15 protein-coding genes are annotated in these 18,519 nt (G+C 59.7%); 12 read left to right on the top strand and 3 right to left on the bottom strand.

Translation table 11 applies throughout. From position 1 onward, the window contains the following. Window positions 1–48: 48 nt before the first annotated feature. Window positions 49–1,053, bottom strand: a complete 1,005-nt coding sequence (locus GPL81_RS04845; protein ID WP_096513954.1) for an AraC family transcriptional regulator — start codon at window positions 1,051–1,053, stop codon at window positions 49–51. 100 nt (window positions 1,054–1,153) lie between these two features. Here GPL81_RS04845 and GPL81_RS04840 point away from each other — a divergent pair, with 100 nt between their 5' ends. The 8 genes from GPL81_RS04840 to GPL81_RS04805 all read left to right on the top strand — a co-directional run bounded on the left by GPL81_RS04840 (window position 1,154) and on the right by GPL81_RS04805 (window position 8,635). Beyond that, complete coding sequence (locus GPL81_RS04840) at window positions 1,154–2,227, top strand: fatty acid desaturase (RefSeq protein ID WP_160105407.1); 1,074 nt, start codon at window positions 1,154–1,156, stop codon at window positions 2,225–2,227. 487 nt (window positions 2,228–2,714) lie between these two features. Next, the gene (locus tag GPL81_RS04835; RefSeq protein ID WP_160105406.1) at window positions 2,715–3,296 is read left to right on the top strand and encodes an alpha/beta hydrolase; all 582 of its coding nucleotides are present in this window, start codon (window positions 2,715–2,717) and stop codon (window positions 3,294–3,296) included. Window positions 3,297–3,348: 52 nt separating this feature from the next. Further along, window positions 3,349–4,275 carry a sigma 54-interacting transcriptional regulator gene (locus GPL81_RS04830; protein WP_160105405.1) on the top strand — a complete coding sequence of 309 codons (927 nt, stop codon included), beginning with the start codon at window positions 3,349–3,351 and terminating at the stop codon, window positions 4,273–4,275. Window positions 4,276–4,533: 258 nt separating this feature from the next. Beyond that, window positions 4,534–5,316 carry a MetQ/NlpA family ABC transporter substrate-binding protein gene (locus tag GPL81_RS04825; protein ID WP_160105404.1) on the top strand — a complete coding sequence of 261 codons (783 nt, stop codon included), beginning with the start codon at window positions 4,534–4,536 and terminating at the stop codon, window positions 5,314–5,316. A 365-nt stretch (window positions 5,317–5,681) separates the two neighbouring features. Next, entirely contained in the window at window positions 5,682–6,347 is a 666-nt protein-coding gene (locus GPL81_RS04820; protein WP_160105403.1) for an amino acid ABC transporter permease, read from the top strand. Next, on the top strand, window positions 6,328–6,987 hold the full coding sequence (locus GPL81_RS04815; RefSeq protein ID WP_160105402.1) for an amino acid ABC transporter permease: 660 nt from the start codon (window positions 6,328–6,330) through the stop codon (window positions 6,985–6,987). The genes GPL81_RS04820 and GPL81_RS04815 overlap by 20 nt, the downstream gene beginning before the upstream one ends. Further along, window positions 6,984–7,766 carry an amino acid ABC transporter ATP-binding protein gene (locus GPL81_RS04810; RefSeq protein WP_160105401.1) on the top strand — a complete coding sequence of 261 codons (783 nt, stop codon included), beginning with the start codon at window positions 6,984–6,986 and terminating at the stop codon, window positions 7,764–7,766. The genes GPL81_RS04815 and GPL81_RS04810 overlap by 4 nt, the downstream gene beginning before the upstream one ends. Next, window positions 7,763–8,635 (top strand): transporter substrate-binding domain-containing protein, encoded by an 873-nt coding sequence (locus GPL81_RS04805; protein WP_160105400.1) that lies wholly within the window; start codon window positions 7,763–7,765, stop codon window positions 8,633–8,635. Before GPL81_RS04810 ends, GPL81_RS04805 begins: the two co-directional genes overlap by 4 nt. A gap of 115 nt (window positions 8,636–8,750) precedes the next feature. On the opposite strand, the gene GPL81_RS04800 is transcribed toward GPL81_RS04805, so the two are convergent. Next, window positions 8,751–9,947, bottom strand: coding sequence for an AAA family ATPase (locus tag GPL81_RS04800; RefSeq protein ID WP_160105399.1), 1,197 nt, complete (start codon window positions 9,945–9,947; stop codon window positions 8,751–8,753). 114 nt (window positions 9,948–10,061) lie between these two features. On the opposite strand from GPL81_RS04800, the gene GPL81_RS04795 reads away from it, so the two are divergent. The 4 genes from GPL81_RS04795 (at window position 10,062) to GPL81_RS04780 (ending at window position 17,748) form a co-directional block, all read left to right on the top strand. Then, window positions 10,062–11,165 (top strand): efflux RND transporter periplasmic adaptor subunit, encoded by a 1,104-nt coding sequence (locus GPL81_RS04795; RefSeq protein ID WP_160105398.1) that lies wholly within the window; start codon window positions 10,062–10,064, stop codon window positions 11,163–11,165. After that, window positions 11,162–12,229 carry an efflux RND transporter periplasmic adaptor subunit gene (locus tag GPL81_RS04790; protein ID WP_160105397.1) on the top strand — a complete coding sequence of 356 codons (1,068 nt, stop codon included), beginning with the start codon at window positions 11,162–11,164 and terminating at the stop codon, window positions 12,227–12,229. The genes GPL81_RS04795 and GPL81_RS04790 overlap by 4 nt, the downstream gene beginning before the upstream one ends. Next, on the top strand, window positions 12,226–15,279 hold the full coding sequence (locus GPL81_RS04785) for an efflux RND transporter permease subunit (RefSeq protein ID WP_160105396.1): 3,054 nt from the start codon (window positions 12,226–12,228) through the stop codon (window positions 15,277–15,279). Before GPL81_RS04790 ends, GPL81_RS04785 begins: the two co-directional genes overlap by 4 nt. Before the next feature lie 216 nt (window positions 15,280–15,495). Continuing rightward, the gene (locus tag GPL81_RS04780) at window positions 15,496–17,748 is read left to right on the top strand and encodes a glycoside hydrolase (RefSeq protein WP_160105395.1); all 2,253 of its coding nucleotides are present in this window, start codon (window positions 15,496–15,498) and stop codon (window positions 17,746–17,748) included. Between the two features lie 117 nt (window positions 17,749–17,865). Here the strand turns inward: GPL81_RS04780 and GPL81_RS04775 are convergent, their stop codons facing one another. Further along, window positions 17,866–18,492: a class I SAM-dependent methyltransferase gene (locus tag GPL81_RS04775; protein WP_160105394.1), complete on the bottom strand. Its 627-nt coding sequence runs from the start codon at window positions 18,490–18,492 to the stop codon at window positions 17,866–17,868. Window positions 18,493–18,519 lie beyond the last annotated feature (27 nt).

Genomic DNA, 18,519 nt, shown 5'->3' with positions numbered 1-18,519 from the left:
GCTTGCCCGCGATGAGGTCGGTTCTGACAGCACACCTCTGGGAGCATGTCAGCGCAACCCATCCCGAAACTGCCCCGGCGTCATCCCCGTCCAGCGCTTGAATGCGCGGCTGAAGCTGCTGGTATCGGCAAACCCCAGCAAATAACTGATCTCACTCAACGAACATTGCGGATCGCGCAGGTGCAGCAGCGCCAGGTTCTCGCGGCTTTCGTTGAGCAGCGTGTCGAACCGACAACCCTCGTCAGCCAGGTGCCGTTGCAAGCTGCGCAGGCTCAGATGCAGGGCCTTGGCGATGTGTTCGGCGCTGGGTTCGCCTTCCGGCAATTGTTCTTCGATGGCGTCGCGCACCTTGCGCTCCCAGGTCAACGGCTTGAGTTGCGCCAGCGTGCGCTTGAGCACGGTTTCGTTGTGTTCGGCCAGTTCCGGGTTGGCATCGTCCAGATGGCTGTCGAAATCGGCGAGCGCGAACTCCAGTCGGTCTTCGTCAGTGGAAAAGTACACCGGTGAGCGAAACACCTTGTGCCATTGGTGCACGTCCGCCGGTTCCGGGCGACGCAGGTACACCGCCAGCGGGGCGTAGTCACGGCCAAGGCGATTGCGACAGGTGCGCACGTAGATCGCCATGAAGGCGTCGATGGCCTCGAAGGCCGGGGCCGGATTGCCTGGCGGGATTTTCAGGCGGAAGTGATAGCGATCCTCGGCGCGGGTCAACTCCAGTTCCTGGGCATCGCTGACCACTTGGTGATAGCGCACGATGCGCTCGAAGACTTCCCGCAGACTGCCGCTGGCCACCAGCGCATAACCGAGCGCATGGAACGTGGTGGGGCTGACGAAGCGCGAGACGCGCAGGCCAATCGCCGGGTCGCCACTGACCTGCACCGCCAGTTCCCACAGGCGCGTGGTACCGGACAACGGGTAACGGGCGTTCGGGTCGTCCATCAATTGCGGGTCAAGCCCGGCTTGCTGGCACAGCGCGGTGCTGTCGAGGCCCAGGGCGTCGAGTTGCTTGCGCAGAGCGCGGGTCCAGCTGGCGAGGGAGGTCGGTTCAGTCATGCTGATTGGCGCTTCCGGTCAACAGGTTGGCGTTCACGGCTACCGCTACGGGAAAGCGTAGAAGGCAGGATGCGAACATCAATAACCAGAGGATGGAAGCATGCAAGGTACTTCTGCAAGTCCCCAGCGACTGAATGCAACCCAGCGCTCAGCGCATATTCGCCAAGTGGTGCTGGCCAAAGGCGTCGAATTGCGCGAGCGCTACCCGATTCTCATGTACCAGGATGCCCTGGGCGCGGGCATTCTGGCCTTCGCGCTGGCCGGGATGATCGGTTCGGCGGCGCTCTACATGACCGGGCATATGGCCTGGTGGGCGTGCCTGTTGCTCAACGGTTTTTTCGCTTCGCTGACCCACGAGCTCGAACACGATCTGATTCACAGCATGTACTTTCGCAAACAACGGGTGCCACACAACCTGATGATGGGCCTGGTCTGGCTGGCGCGGCCGAGCACCATCAATCCGTGGATTCGCCGTCATCTGCACCTCAATCACCACAAGGTCTCCGGCACGGAAACCGACATGGAAGAGCGGGCGATCACCAACGGCGAGCCTTGGGGCATCGCCCGGTTGTTGATGGTCGGCGACAACGTGATGTCGGCGTTTATCCGCATGCTAAGGGCGCCAACCGCGGCGCAAAAACTCAGCATCGCCATGCGCGCTCTGAAGGTCTACGCACCGCTGGCGCTGATGCATTGGGGCGCGTGGTATGTGTTCCTCGGGTTCCACGCGGCCAATGGCATTGCCCATTTGCTGGGGGCGCCGATTGAATGGTCGGCGACCACGTTGTCGGTGATGCAGGTCATCGACATCGCCGTCGTGGTGATCGTCGGTCCGAACGTGTTGCGCACCTTCTGCCTGCACTTCATCAGCTCGAACATGCATTACTACGGCGACGTGGAGCCGGGCAACGTGATGCAGCAGTGTCAGGTGTTGAACGCTTGGTGGCTGTGGCCGTTGCAGGCGTTCTGCTTCAATTTCGGCAGCACTCACGGGATTCATCATTTTGTGGTGAAGGAGCCGTTCTACATCCGCCAGATGACGGCACCGGTGGCGCACAAAGTGATGCGCGAGATGGGCGTGCGCTTCAACGATATCGGTACGTTCGGTCGGGCGAACCGGTTTGTGCGCAAGGAAGCGGCAGAACCGCAGCAGGTGCGTGCCGCTCAGGTCTGAGCAATGCACCGGGAAACTCAAAAACGAAGACGTTGGTCATCATTTTGACCTAAAGGGACGCTAGGTTGTGATGCAAGCAACGATGATTGGCGGTTGCCGTGGGGGCAATGGCTTATGCAATCAGGGTCTATTAAAGTAATTAAATATTCCTTTATTGGATAACCAATTTCACCAATCATCCGCTTCAGGGTTGTTGATCAACGCTGGCAGGTTTTGAGTTTCCGGGGCCGTCTCCTTGGCAGGGTGCGGCCCCTTTTTTATTCCACAAACCTTTGTAGGAGCTGGCTTGTCGGATCGCCGCACCGCAGCGAATGCGCCATGTCAGGCGATAACGATATTGGCTGATACACCGCCTTCGCTGGCAAGCCAGCTCCTACAGATTTGATATTCGATATAGGTCTTAATAAATAGCTTCTTATTCCTTAACGAATATAACTCTCCTCCCTATACTCGACCGGGAACAGACACGCAGCAGGAGAGTTCCCCCATGCGCAACGAATCAATTCGCTACCTGATTGTGCCGGGCTGGCAAGGATCGCCAGAAGATCATTGGCAAAGCCATTGGCAGAACAGTCTGCCGAACAGCGCACGGGTGGAGCAGGCCGACTGGCTGACACCACGTCGTGAAGACTGGGTCGCGGCGCTGGCCGAGGCGATTGTCGCCGACAGCACCCCGGTGATCCTGATTGCCCATAGCCTGGGCTGCATCACCGTCGCCCATTGGGCAGCGACTGCGCCGTTGCCGTTTTTGCGTCAGGTTCGCGGGGCCTTGCTGGTTGCTCCTGCGGATGTCGAGCGCCCGGCTTGTGCGCCGGCGTTGCGCAACTTTGCGCCGATTCCCACCGACCTGTTGCCGTTTCCGAGCCAGGTGGTCAGCTCCGACAACGATGCCGCCGTCAGTGCGCCGCGAGCGCTGGAACTGGCGCGTCACTGGGGCGCGGAGGCGGGGATCCTGGCGGGTGCGGGGCACATCAACGTGAAGTCCGGTCACCAGCGCTGGGAACAGGGATTTGCCTATCTCTATCGCTTGCAAAACCGCATGGAACACCACGCCCTGCGCCGTGCCTGAACCTTTTTTTCAACGCCCCCCGTCTCCCGGCGGTTTTGGGCGGGAGACTGCCATGAGCTTTGAAACCTTCGGTCAGCCGCTGCTGACCTTTCCCGACGCTGAAAAAAGTCCCCTGAGCATCCGCGCCAAGGCGCTGGTGTTCGTCGATCCACGCTCACGACAATTGCGCCAGGAGCTGGAGCAACTGGCACCGCGTTCGATCTCGGTGCTGATCCGTGGTGAAACCGGCACCGGCAAAGAGTTGTTGGCGCGGCACATCCATCGCGCCAGTGATCGCGGCGGGTTGTTCGTCTCGGTCAATTGCGGGGCGATCAGCCCGACTTACGCCGACGCCGAATTGTTCGGCTATACCGCAGGCAGTTACAGCGGTTCGGCCAGCAGTCGTGCCGGCTGGTTCGGTTCGGCCAACGGTGGCACCTTGTATCTGGATGAAATCGGCGACTTGCCGCTGCCGATTCAGATCAAATTGCTCGCCGCGCTGGAAAACCACGAAGTCACTCGCGTCGGTGCGTATCAGCCCAGTCCGGTGGACGTGCGTCTGGTCGCCGCCACCAGCATCGACCTGGCCCAGGCGGTTGCCGCGGGTAAATTCCATGAGCGGCTCTACCACTACCTCAGCGAAGGCCAGCTCGAACTGCCGGCGCTGCGTGAGCGGGTGGGCGATATCCTGTCGTTGGCGGAGTATTTCCTGGGCATCTACAGCCAGCGCCTGGATTTGCCGGTACCGCTGATCAGCGAGGCCGCTCAACGCGTACTGGAGCGACACAGCTGGCCGGGCAATACCCGGGAGCTGGAAAACGTCATCCACTTTGCGCTGCTGGTCAGTACGGGCGACGAGATACTCCCGGAGCATTTGAATTTGCCGGATGAAGGTTTGGCGCGGATCGAACAGCAGCTCAAACAGATTCTGGACAACGCCTCCGACGCCGAAAAAGACGCCCTGAAACAAATACTTAAAGACGCCGGCCTCCTTCCGTAGGAGCAAAGCTTGCTCGCGATTCAGGCGACTCGGTCTGTCGCGAGGACGCCATCGCGAGCAAGCTTTGCTCCCACAGATAGCGTCCAACCAACGGGTTAGAGCTGTATGAACAAAATGGAATATGAAAGTGAATAAAAGATATTGTTCGGGAATAAAAAATCCCGGTATTGTCCGCTTCACGCCAGCGATAGCACTTCACTGGCACTCGTACTAATAGCCGTCGCCACAAGCGACCGTGATTTTCGATAAGGACACTGCATGAAAAAGGTTCTGTTGTTCACCGCACTGGCGGCTGCCCTGACCTCGGGCCTGGCCCAGGCTGGCGAGAAACTGGTGGTTGCGGCGACCCCGATTCCACACGCCGAGATTCTTGAACTGATCAAGCCAACCCTCGCCAAAGAAGGCGTGGACCTGGAGATCAAAGTCTTCACCGACTACGTTCAGCCGAACGTGCAGGTCGACCAGAAGCGTCTGGACGCCAACTACTTCCAGACCCTGCCGTACCTGAAAAGCTTCAACGAAGGCAAAGGCACTCACCTGGAAACCGTGATCGGTGTTCACGTTGAACCCTTCGGTGGCTACTCGAAGAAAGTCAAAACCCTGGCCGAGCTCAAAGACGGCGCGACCATTGCCATCCCTAACGAAGGCAGCAACAGCGGCCGTGCCCTGATCCTGCTGCAGAAGGCTGGCCTGATCGAGTTGAAAGACCCGAAAAACGCCCTGGCGACCCCGAAAGACATCGCCAAGAACCCGCACAACTTCAAGTTCAAGGAACTGGAATCCGCCATGCTGCCGCGTGTGCTGGATCAGGTCGACCTGGACATGATCAACACCAACTACGCACTGGAAGCAGGTCTGAACCCGGCTAAAGACGCACTGGTGATCGAAGGTGCGGATTCGCCTTACGTGAACTTCCTGGTGGCTCGTCCAGACAACAAGGACAGCGTTGCCATCCAGAAACTGGCCAAAGCCCTGACCAGCCCGGAAGTGAAAGCATTCATCGAGAAGAAGTACAGCGGCGCAGTACTGCCAGCGTTCTGATTCGCGAGGTAAACCCCTTCAAGGTTTCCAACGCCGACGGCTGATACAGCGTCGGCGTTTTTTTGTGCCTGCACAAAACCCCTGTAGGAGCGAGCCTGCTCGCGAAAGCGGACTGTCAGACGACGTCAATGTTGAATGTCAGGCCGCCATCGCGAGCAGGCTCGCTCCTACAGGGGCAGGCCTTCCCAGGATAGGTCTTGCCACCCCGGCAAATGCATTTGGATAGTTTTTTGCGTGATATCAATATGCTTTAACGGTATTTAAATTCTAATTCTTATACCTTTAAAGTTGGTGCTTGCCGGACAGTTATCCTCTGTCCATGGACTGCGCCACCGTCGCTTACCGAGCGGCGTCCAGGATGTTCAATGAACTTCGATTACGCTTTTATCCTCAGCACCTTGCCGGCGTTTCTCAAAGCAGTGGGTGTGACGCTGCAAGTCGGATTCATCGCTATTGGCACTTCGCTGCTGGTGGCGCTGATCAACGCGACGATTCTGGTGTTTCGCACGCCTTACTTGCAGCGCCTGGTCGGTCTCCATGTGGAGCTGGCGCGCAATACACCGCTGCTGATTCAACTGTTCTTCGTCTACTTCGCCTTGCCGGCACTGGGCATCAAGGTCTCGGGTTTTGCTGCAGCAATCATCACCATGACCTTCCTCGGTGGTGCCTACCTCACCGAAGTGCTGCGCGCCGGCGTGGAGGCCGTGCCCCAGGCGCAACTGGAGTCCGGTCGTTCCATCGGCCTGTCCCACGGACAATTGTTGCGCTACGTGATCCTGCCGCAGGCCGGCATCCTCAGCCTGCCGTCGCTGTTTGCCAATTTCATTTTCCTGCTCAAGGAAACCACCGTGGTCTCGGCGGTGGCAGTGCCCGAGATTCTCTACACCACCAAGAGCTATATCGCGCTCTACTACAAAACCTACGAAATGCTCGCCGTGCTGACGCTGATTTGCGTGCTGTTGTTCTTGCCGTTGTCGCTGTTGCTCAGCCGTCTGGAAAGGAGGCTCCAGCATGGCCAGTTCGGGTCTTGAGTTGTTGTGGGTGTCATTGCCGCAACTGGGCAAGGGCGCGCTGCAAACCCTGTCGATTTCTTTCCTGAGCATCGCCATTAGCACCGTCGGCGGCGTGTTCTACGGCGTATTGCGCACGCTGGATGTGAAGTGGCTGAACGCGGTCCTGCGGGTCTACCTGGAATTGTTCCGGGCGATCCCGGTGCTGGTCTGGTTGTACTTGCTGTTCTTCGGCCTGCCGATCTTTTTTGGTCTGAGCATTCCGAGCTTCTGGTGCGCGGTGCTGGTGCTCTCGCTATGGGGCGCCAGCGAGGTGGGTGAAGTGGTGCGCGGTGCGTTGCAGTCGTTGCCTCGCGGGCAGCGTGAAGCCGGGTTGTCGATTGGACTGAGCGCAACGCAACTCTATGGCTACGTGCTGCTGCCGCAAGCGCTGAAACGCATGACGCCGCCGACCATCAACGTCTACACGCGGATCATCAAGACCAGCTCCCTGGCCGTGCTGATCGGTGTGGTGGATGTGATCAAGGTCGGCCAGCAAATCATCGAGCGTACATACGAATCGGTGCTGATCTACGGCGCGCTGTTCCTGTTTTTCTTTTTCATCTGCTACCCGTTGTCGGCCGCCTCGCGTGTGCTGGAGCGGCGCTGGACGCAAGCATGAGCGCACTTATCGAGTTCAAGGGGTTCAACAAATTCTTCGGCGAGCAGCAAGTGCTCAATGGCATCGACCTGAGTGTGAAACCGGGCGAAGTCGTCGTCATTCTCGGACCCAGCGGTTGTGGCAAAAGCACCTTGTTGCGTTGCCTCAACGGACTGGAGACCGCTCACAGCGGCAGTCTTAAATTCGCCGGCCGTGAGCTGCTGGACACGTCCACCGACTGGCGCGAAGTGCGGCAGCAAATCGGCATGGTGTTCCAGAGTTATCACCTGTTCCCGCACATGAGCGTGCTCGACAACCTGCTGCTCGGCCCGCTCAAGGTGCAGAAACGTGATCGCCGTGAAGCCCGCGCCCAGGCTGAAGCCTTGCTCGAACGCGTGGGCCTTTCGGACAAGCGCGATGCTTATCCACGACAGCTCTCCGGCGGTCAGCAGCAACGTATCGCCATCGTCCGTTCGCTGTGCATGAACCCCAAGGTCATGTTGTTCGATGAAGTCACCGCCGCCCTCGACCCGGAAATGGTCAAGGAAGTGCTGGAGGTCATTCAAGGCCTGGCCCGCGAGGGCATGACCCTGTTGATCGTCACCCACGAAATGGCCTTCGCCCGCGCCGTGGCCGATCGAATCGTGTTCATGGATGCCGGGCGCATCCTCGAGCAAAACCCTCCCGAGATCTTCTTTACGAACCCGCAAACCGCACGAGCGCAGCAGTTCCTGGAGAAATTCTCCTACGTCGCCGCACTACCCAAAACGACTCAAACAAAGGAACTGGAACTGTCATGAAAACTGCCAAGTCTTCACTCTTGCTTCTCCCGCTGCTGGGCCTCGCATTGCTGGCCGGCTGCAACAAAACCGAAGAACCGGCGAAGCCGAAAGTCGCCAGCGAAAGCGCCAGTTATCTGGAAAAAATCAAGGCACGGGACAAACTGATCGTGGGCGTCTTCACTGACAAGCCGCCGTTCGGTTTCGTCAATGAAGCCGGGCGCTACGTCGGTTTCGATACCGACATCGGCCGTCAATTCGCCAAGGATCTGTTGGGCGATGAAAACAAGGTCGAGTTCATCGCCGTGGAGCCGGCGAGCCGGATTCCATTCCTGCAAAGCGACAAAGTCGATCTGATCCTGGCCAACATGACCGTCACGCCGGAGCGCAAGGAAGCGGTGGAATTCACCAACCCGAACCTCAAGGTCGCGGTCCAGGCGCTGGTGCCTCAGGGCAGTGCGGTGAAAAACCTCGATGACCTGGCGACCCGCACCACCATCGTCACCACGGGCACTACGGCTGACATTTGGCTGACCAAAAACCATCCAGACTGGAAATTGCTCAAGTTCGAGAAAAACTCCGAGTCCTTGCAAGCCCTGGCCAATGGTCGTGGCGATGCCTATGCGCAAGACAACCTGGTGTTGTTCAGCTGGGCCAAGCAGAACCCCGGCTACCGTGTATTGAGCCAGACCCTGGGCGCGGAAGCGCCGATCGCACCGGCGGTGAAGAAGGGCAACATTGAGCTGCGCGACTGGGTCAATGCTGAATTGGCGAAGCTGGGTGAGGACAAGTATTTGCTCAAGCTGTACGACCAGTATGTGCGCAAGGAACTGAGCGATGACACCAAGCCTGAGAGCGTGATTGTCGAGGGTGGGAAGTGGCAGGGGTGATTCTTCGAGTGCTGCGTTGACCTTTTGATCGCCATCGCTGGCAAGCCAGCTCCTACAGGATTGAGGTGATCCTTGTGGGAGCTGGCTTGCCAGCGATTGGATTTGCAGGCACCGCCTAATCCGGCCAATGCCAAGCCGGCTCATCCAGCATCCGCTGCCCGACGATCCCGGTCTGGCCGAGGTTTTTCTCCAGCACGATGCAATTGCATTCCGGGTCCTCCTGCAAGGCCGAAATCAACCGCCGCGCATGGGAAACCACCCACACCTGACACTGCTCCGACGCGCGAATAATCAGCCGCGCCAACGCCGGTAACAGATCCGGATGCAGGCTGGTTTCTGGCTCGTTCAGCACCATCAATGTCGGTGGCCGGGGCGTCAACAGCGCCGCCACCAGCAGCAAATACCGCAACGTTCCGTCCGACAACTCAGCCGCCGATAGCGGGCGCAACAACCCTTCCTGATAAAACTCGATCGCAAAGCGTCCACCGGGCAGCGGCTCGATGTGCAGGCGTGCACCGGGAAACGCATCGCTGATCGCGGCTCGCAATGCCTCGGGTTCGCCGATTTCGATGATGGTCTGCAACGCCGCCGCCAGGTCCCTGCCATCGTGGTGCAGCACCGGGGTGCGGGTGCCCAGCTGTGGCTGGCGCACCGGCGCGTCGGCGTCGCTGCGAAAGTGATCGTAGAAGCGCCAGCGGCGGATGAACTCGCGCATTTCCAGCACTTCCGGTGAGGTTCGCAGGCTGCCGACCTGGTCGAAGAGGCTGTCGAAATTCGGCGTGTGCTGAGCCAACACGTCCCAGCTACGGTCGGCCCGGGAGCGGATCATCGGGCCGTCGCGATCCACCAGCAGGCTGGCCGGACGGTAGAGCGGTCCGGACCAGATGCATTCACGCTTGATTTGCGGGTCGAGGCTGAAGCGTGACGGTATGGGTAAAGTGTGGCCGGGCAACATGAAATGACCGTTAGAGTCGGGTAGCCCCAGGCTGATCGAGTAGCTGAAATCCTCACCGGCAAACCCCAGCCGCAGACGCTTCACGCCTTTTCGCACTGTTGCCTCAACTGGCACTTCACCATTACGCATGCGCCGCGTGATGGTTTCCGGGCCGGCCCAAAAGGTCGACTCCAGCCCACCCTCGCGGGCCAGCGCATTGACCACCCCGCCTTGAGCGGTTTCCGCCAGCAGGCGCAACGCACGATAGAGGTTGGATTTGCCGCTGCCGTTTGGGCCGGTAATCAGGTTCAGTCGACCCAGCGGGATCACCAGTTTGTTGATCGATCGGTAGTTGGCTACCGCAAGGGTTTTGAGCATGTTGAGCTTCCTGCTACCGGGATTCAGGCTTTATTTGACGCCACAGTAGGCGCACTTGGAACCCTGTTCTAAGCTGACAGACGAATCGCGCCCGTTAAACGCAAAGGAGTCTGCATGGCTGGTCCCGGATTGAAAATAGTCGTTGGCCTGAGCCTGTTGGCCCTGCTGACGGCCTGCGGTGAAAAAAAGCCAGTGGAGAAGGACCGGCCACGGGTTTTCGTCCAAGAGGTGAAACCGTCCGACTACGCCGCCAGCGTCACCTTGACCGGCGATGTTCAGGCGCGGGTGCAGACTGAACTGTCGTTCCGTGTTGGTGGCAAGATCATCCAGCGTACGGTCGATGTTGGCGACCGGGTTTCTGCCAAGCAAGTGCTCGCCCGGCTTGATCCCAAGGACCTGCAAACCAGCCTCGACTCGGCCCAGGCCCAGGTCGTCGCCGAACAGGCCAAGGTCAAGCAGAACGCGGCGGCTTTCGTGCGTCAGCAAAAACTCCTGCCCAAGGGTTACACCAGTCAAAGTGAATTCGATTCCGCCCAGGCCGCCTTGCGCAGCAGCCAAAGCTCGCTGGCGGCCGCCCAGGCGCAGTTGGCCAATGCCCGTGAACAATTGAGTTACACCGCGTTGATCTCTGATGCACCGGGCATTATCACGGCGCGTCAGGCCGAAGTCGGCCAGGTGGTACAGGCCACGGTGCCGATTTTCAGCCTGGCCCAGGACGGCGAGCGCGACGCGGTGTTCAACGTCTACGAGTCGTTGCTGATCGAACCGCCGGCGGACCGAACGGTGGTGGTCAGCCTGCTCGATAACCCGGCGATCAAAACCACCGGCACTGTTCGCGAAATCACCCCGTCGGTCTCCGAACAGACGGGCACAGTGCAGGTCAAGATCACCCTGGGCAACTTGCCCCAGGGCATGCAGCTGGGATCGGTGGTGAGTGCCACCGGCACCACCCACGGTAAAGCTGCGGTGGAATTGCCGTGGTCGGCGCTGACGAAAAAGGTCAGCGACCCCGCCGTGTGGCTGGTGGACGGGGAGGGCAAGGCGCAACTGCATCCTGTCACCGTCGGCCGCTACCTGACCGGTAAAGTCATCATCAGCGCCGGCCTGAACGGTGGCGAAAAAGTCGTCATCGCCGGTGGCCAATTGTTGCACCCCGGTGTGACGGTGGAGATCGCCGAAAACACCTATAAAGACCTGGCCAAGGAGGCTAAGCCATGAAGCCTCTGTTATTGGTGTTGGCCAGCGTGGTACTGGCGGCCTGCTCGAAAAAAGAACCACCGCCGGAGCCGGTGCGCCCGGTGCTGTCGATGAAGGTCCAGGCGTTGGGCGAAGAAAACCTGGGGCGTTTTGCGGGTAACATCCAGGCTCGCTATGAAAGCAATGTCGGGTTCCGGGTGCCCGGACGCATTGCCAGCCGCGCCGTCGACGTAGGCGCTGAAGTCGAAAAAGGCGCCTTGCTCGCCTCGCTCGATCCCACCGACCAGCAGAACCAGTTGCGCTCTGCAGAGGGCGATCTGGCGAGCGTCCAGGCGCAGTTCATCAACGCCCAAGCCACCGCCCGGCGCCAGCAGGATCTGTTCGATCGTGGTGTGGGCTCACAGGCGCAACTGGACGCTGCGCAAACCGACCTGAAAACCACCCAGGCGTCCCTCGATCAGGCCAGGGCTGCGGTCAACCAGGCCAGGGATCAGCTCAACTACGTTGAGTTGCGCACCGACCACAAGGCCGTGGTCACCGCGTGGAATGCCGAAGCCGGGCAAACCGTCACTGCCGGTCAGCAGGTGGTCACCCTGGCGCAACCGGACATCAAGGAAGCGGTAATCGATCTGCCGGACACCCTGATCGACCAGTTGCCCAAGGATGTGGTGTTCCAGGTCGCCTCGCAGCTGAACCCGCAAATCACCACCACGGCCACCGTGCGGGAAATCGAACCCCAGGCCGAAAGCACCACCCGTACCCGGCGCGCACGCCTGACCCTGACCGAGACACCGACCGCATTTCGCCTGGGTACGGCGATCAGCGTGACCTTGAGCTCGGCCGTCAAGCCACGCATCGAACTGCCCTTGACCGCCTTGCAGGAGGTCGAAGGCAAACCCCGGATTTGGGTCGTCGATCCACAGTCGCAAACCGTGTCGCCTCGGGATGTCAGCATTATCAGCCGCACCGACAACAGCGTGGTGCTGGCCTACGGCGTGAAGAACGGTGACCGTATCGTCACCGCCGGTGTCAACAGCCTCAAACCGGGGCAGAAAGTGAAAGTCGACGAGGACAGCGCGCAATGAAAGGGAGTTTCAACTTATCCGAATGGGCGCTCAAGCATCAGTCGTTTGTCTGGTACCTGATGTTCGTCGCCTTGCTGATGGGCGTGTTCTCGTACATGAACCTGGGCCGCGAGGAAGACCCTTCCTTCACCATCAAAACCATGGTGATCCAGAGTCGCTGGCCCGGTGCGACCCAGGAAGAGACCCTCAAGCAGGTCACCGACCGCATCGAGAAAAAACTCGAGGAGCTCGACTCCCTCGACTATGTGAAAAGCTACACACGCCCCGGCGAGTCCACGGTCTACGTGAACCTGCGCGACACCACCAAGGCCAAGGACATTCCGGAAATCTGGTACCAGGTGCGCAAGAAGATCGGCGACATCAAGGGCCAGTTCCCCCAGGGCATCCAGGGGCCGGCGTTCAACGACGAATTCGGTGATGTATTCGGCTCGGTCTATGCCTTTACCGCCGACGGTTTGACGATGCGTCAGTTGCGTGACTACGTCGAGCAGGCCCGTGCCGAGATCCACAATGTGCCGGGGCTGGGCAAGATCGAAATGGTCGGCCAGCAGGATGAAGTCCTTTACCTGAACTTCTCGACGCGCAAACTGGCGGCGCTGGGCATCGATGAAGCGCAGGTCGTGCAGAGCCTGCAAAAAGAGAACGCCGTGACCCCGGCCGGGGTGATCGAGGCTGGCCCGGAGCGGATTTCCGTGCGCACCTCCGGTCAGTTCGCTTCTGAAAAGGACCTGGCCAACGTCAACCTGCGGCTTAACGACCGTTTCTATCGTCTGGCCGATGTCGCTGATATCCAGCGTGGCTATGTCGACCCGATGTCACCTGAGTTTCGCTTCAATGGTCAGCAAGCCATCGGCCTGGCCATCGCCATGCAGAAGGGCGGCAACATACAGGTGTTCGGCAAGGCGTTGCACCAGCGCATCAATGAGCTGACCGCAGACTTGCCGGTGGGTGTTGGCGTGCACAACGTGTCCGACCAGGCTGAAGTGGTGGAGGAGGCGGTCGGCGGCTTTACCAGTGCGTTGTTCGAAGCGGTGGTGATCGTGCTGGTCGTCAGCTTCATCAGCCTCGGCGTGCGCGCCGGATTGGTGGTGGCGTGTTCGATCCCGCTGGTGCTGGCGATGGTGTTTGTGTTCATGGAATACAGCGGCATCACCATGCAGCGGATTTCCCTCGGCGCGCTGATCATTGCCCTGGGTCTGTTGGTGGATGACGCAATGATCACCGTCGAGATGATGGTCTCGCGTCTGGAGCTGGGCGACACCAAGGAGCAGGCGGCAACCTTTGCCTACACTTCGACAGCCTTCCCGATGCTCACCGGTACGCTGGTGACCGTCGCCGGTTTCGTGCCGATTGGTCTCAACGCCAGCTCTGCCGGCGAATACACCTTCACCTTGTTTGCAGTGATCGCTGTGGCGATGATCGTCTCGTGGATTGTCGCGGTGCTGTTTGCCCCGGTGATCGGCGTGCACATCCTCAGCACTCAAGTGAAACCGCATTCGGCGGAGCCGGGGCGTCTGGGGCGGGCGTTCAATGGTGGTTTGCTGTGGAGCCTGCGCAATCGCTGGTGGGCCATCGGCATCACCGTGCTGCTGTTTGTGCTGTCGGTGTTGGGCATGGGCTTTGTGCAAAACCAGTTCTTCCCGTCCTCGGATCGCCCGGAAATCCTGGTGGACCTGAACTTGCCGCAAAACGCCTCCATCGATGAAACCCGCAAGGCTGTGGACAAGCTCGAAGCGACGCTCAAGGGTGACCCGGACATCGTGCGCTGGAGCACCTATATCGGCCAGGGTGCGATTCGTTTCTACCTGCCTTTGGACCAGCAATTGCAGAACCCGTATTACGCGCAACTGGTGATCGTCAGCAAAGGGTTCGAGTCGCGCAAAGTGCTCAGCGATCGCCTGCGTGAACGTCTGCGCAAGGACTTCGTCGGCATCGGCAGCTACGTTCAGGCGCTGGAAATGGGCCCGCCGGTCGGGCGGCCGATTCAGTATCGGGTCAGTGGTAATGACATCGATCAGGTGCGAAAGCACGCCATCGATCTGGCCAGCGAACTGGACAAGAGCCCGCACATCGGCGAGATCATTTTCGACTGGAATGAACCGGGCAAGGTCTTGCGCATCGACATCGCGCAGGACAAGGCACGCCAGCTTGGCCTGTCTTCCGAAGATGTGGCGAACCTGATGAACAGCATCGTCAGCGGCTCGACGGTGACCCAGGTCGACGATGACATCTACCTGATCAACGTGGTCGGCCGCGCGGTGGATGCTGAACGTGGCTCGTCGGAAACCCTGCAAAACCTGCAGATCGTCACGCCGGGCGGCACCTCGATTCCGCTGCTGGCATTTGCCACCGTGCGCTACGAACTGGAGCAGCCACTGGTGTGGCGTCGCGACCGCAAACCGACGGTGACCATCAAGGCTGCGACACTGGGCGAGATTCAACCCACCGACCTGGTGGCCTTGCTCAAGCCGGACATCGACAAATTCGCCGCCGCGTTGCCGGTGGGCTACAAGGTCGCCACCGGCGGTACGGTAGAGGAAAGCAGCAAGGCCCAGGGGCCGATTGCCAAGGTCGTGCCGTTGATGCTGTTTTTGATGGCAACCTTCCTGATGATCCAATTGCACAGCGTGCAGAAAATGTTCCTGGTGGCCAGCGTGGCGCCGCTGGGCTTGATCGGCGTGGTGATCGCGCTGGTGCCGACCGGTACGCCAATGGGCTTTGTGGCGATCCTGGGGATCCTGGCGCTGATCGGTATCATCATCCGCAACTCGGTGATCCTGGTGACCCAGATCGACGAGTTTGTGGACGCAGGCTCATCACAGTGGGATGCCGTGGTGCAAGCCACCGAACATCGTCGGCGGCCGATTCTGCTGACCGCGGCGGCCGCGAGCCTGGGCATGATCCCGATTGCCCGGGAAGTGTTCTGGGGACCGATGGCCTACGCGATGATCGGCGGCATCATCATCGCCACGCTGCTGACGCTGCTGTTTCTGCCGGCGCTGTATGTGGCCTGGTACAAAATTCGCGAGCCGAAGAAAGAAGTGCGGTAAGTCGAGCGCTTCGCGCTCATCGCTGGCAAGCCAGCTCCCACACTTTCTGCGTCGTTCACAAATTTTGTGCCCGACGCTGTACCTGTGGGAGCTGGCTTGCCAGCGATGAGGCCAGTACAGGCGTTGGTGCTCGAAAGGAATTTTGGGAACGGTCCTACTTACAGCGTCGTCGGGCTGTTGTAGCTTCCCTCTTCCACTGCGAAGAGGGATTTTCTGATGTCGTGCATGGCTCATTACTTACGCTGCGCATTGTTGCTTGGCGTATTGCTGTGGTCCCAGGCGTTGGCAGCCAACGTGCTGGAAAATCCGCTGTGGCGCATCGAACTCGATCCTGCCACGCTGGCGATCCGCGTCATTCCAGCGCAGCAATCGCCAGTGCAAGCCTCAACGGGCGTTGTCGGGCACAAGGTCAGCGATCTCAAGCAAAATGCCGATCGCCTGGATTGGCAATGGGACGATGGCGCATGGACCCTCAGTGCCGTTCTCGATCAACGTGAGCTTTCCCTGTCCATCACAGCCCGTGATCCGGGTGAACTGAAGTTTCTCCAACAACCCGGCCATGCCATCGGCAACGGCCTGATCTGGCCAATGGCCGAGGGGCATTACGTTCCGTCGGGCAACTCGCATTGGCAAAAATTTCTACTCGATCGGGGTGATTTCAACACCACCCAGGATTTGAGCCTGCCGCTATGGGGCGTCGATCACGGTGGGTTCACCCTCAATTGGCTGATGACCAATCCCTACAACAACCGCTTGGCGTTCAGCGCCGAGAACAACAGCTTTGCCCTGACGGCCAATCATCAGTTCACTTCCCTTGAGCCCCATGCACCGCTGACGTTCAAATTGTTTTTTGGGGATGCCGATCTGTTGGCCGGGGCAAAGCGTTATCGACAGTGGCTGGTCAACAACGGGCAATACGAAACCTTGAGCAGCAAACTGTTGAAAACGCCCGAAGCCAAGAAGCTCCTGGGGGCCAGCCATGTTTATTTGTGGGGCAACGACCTGCTCGGACCGAAAGACGTGCGCAGTTGGTCGGCGTTGTTGACGCTGATGCGAGGCAACAGCGCACTGGCCAGCGACTTGCGCCGTGGTCTCGACGCTCAGGCCCGCAAGATCCTGAGTACCGCAGGATCGCCTTTGAACCGATACCAACAGACCACCTTGTTGAGGGGCTTGAACGGCGCGCTCAACACCCTGGCGCGAAAGGGCTGGCAGGCGGTAGTCGAGCCGGACATGCAGAAACTCGCCGAGGGTTACGGCCAGTTGCGCAAGAAGTTGGCCAGTGAATTTGCCGAAGCACTCACCGCATCCCCTGAACATTGGGGCAGCAGCTTGTCGACGGTTACCTTTGAACAGCTGAAAGCCGCAGGACTTTCGCGGTTGTGGATAGGGCTCGGCGAAGGTTGGGAGGGTGGTCTCTGGCACCCCGAGACGGTGCGCGAGGCTGTTGCGCAAGGGTATTTGCTGGCGCCGTACGACTCCTACGAAACCGCGCTCAGCGCCAGTGAAAATCCGGACTGGGCCACGGCGCACCTGGGCTCTGGGGCCAACCGTGACTGTGCGATTGTCTTGAGCGGCGGGCAGTTCAAAAGCGGCTTTCAGCAATCAGGGCACTACACCGATCCGCGTTGTGTCCGGCCATTGCTTGAGGCCCGCATCAAGGCGGTACAGGCGCGCGCGGGATTCAATAGCTGGTTTCTCGATGCCTACGCCACCGGCATGCTGTTCGACAGCTATCGAACAGGCGCTACCTTGACCCAGGCGCAAAACGCCGAGGGCAATATCGACGCGGCGCGCTGGGTGAATGAAACCCTGCAGTTGCCCACGGGTTCGGAAGATGGCAACGCCACCACCTCGCAGGGCATCCTGTTTGCCCATGGCATGCAGACGCCGGTGATCGGTTGGGGGGATCCGGACATGAGCAAGAATCCGGAGTCCGAGTATTACCTGGGCCGCTGGTTCCCCAATGAGCAGCCTCAAGTGTTCTTCAAAACCGTTCCACTCAAGGAACCCTACCGTACAGTGCATTTTTCCCCGCAGATGCGGCTACCCCTGTATCAGGCGGTGTTCCACGGTTCGGTTATCACCACCCATCACTGGTTGTTCGACAGTCTCAAGCTGAGCAATGTGCGGGTTGAAAACGAACTGGCCCAGTTGCTCTACAACGTACCGCCGCTGTATCACCTGACTGCCGAAACCTTAAAGCAGCGACTGCCGGTGATGGCGCGTCAGGATGCCTTCTTCCGGCCTCTGCACGAGCGTCTGGCGACCCAGGCGATGACCGACTTCCGATGGCTGAGTGAGGATCGATTGGTGCAGAAGACCACGTTTGCCGATGGCACACGGTTGGTGGCCAATTTTGATGGGCGTGAACGTGAGGTTGAAGGTCAACGGTTGGCGGGGCAGAGCATCTCTGCGTTTGTGGCGGATGGGGCGGTGGTGAGCTATCAGGTTTCTTCTTCGCCCTGAAGAGCATCGCTGGCAAGCCAGCTCCCACAGTGACCGAGTTGTTCAGACAAACTCAGTTCCCTGTGGGAGCTGGCTTGCCAGCGATGAGGCCAGTACGACCACCACACATTTAAGGCTTCAAACCTTTCGCCAGACACTCGCCAACCAAGGCTGCTGCTCCCTCGGCAACCCCGCCGGTCGGTAGTAATGCTCCAGCTCCACAAACCCCGCCTCGGTCAGCAACTGCTGCCACGCCGCCAGGTCGTGATACGCCCCATAACGCGGCCCGTTCCAGCCTTCCTGATTCTCGCCACGGGGATTGGAGCTGAACAACACGCCACCGGGCTTCAAGCTCGCGCGCAGTTCCTTCAACACCCGATGCAACTCCTGGCGCGGAATGTGGAACAACACCGCATTGGCGAAAATCCCGTCGAAGCGTTCGTCCGGCAGATCGAGCTTCAAAAAGTCCTGCTGCCAGACCTCGCACCCGCTGTCCTCACGGGCCATCTGCGCAAGCTTTTCCGAACCATCGAGGCCAACAGCCTTGTGGCCCATGCGAGTGAACGTCTGCAAGTCACGACCCGGTCCGCAGCCAAAATCGAGAATGTCGAAGGGCGCCTCGCCCTGGATATGCCGCATCAGCGCATCGATGTTCTGGCTGACGTCGTGATCACGGGTGCCTTCACGAAAACTATCGGCCACCGCGTTGTAATGGGCCAGGGTGGTGGAAGTGATCTGGTCGAGGTCGGTGGGGGTCTGTTTCATGGTGGGCTGCGCAGGCGATTGATATCT

Origin of the sequence: Pseudomonas izuensis (assembly GCF_009861505.1) — a bacterium.
Taxonomy (GTDB): domain Bacteria; phylum Pseudomonadota; class Gammaproteobacteria; order Pseudomonadales; family Pseudomonadaceae; genus Aquipseudomonas; species Aquipseudomonas izuensis.
The sequence above is the reverse complement of the archived record's forward strand: the minus strand, read 5'-3'. Positions and strand labels throughout refer to the sequence as shown.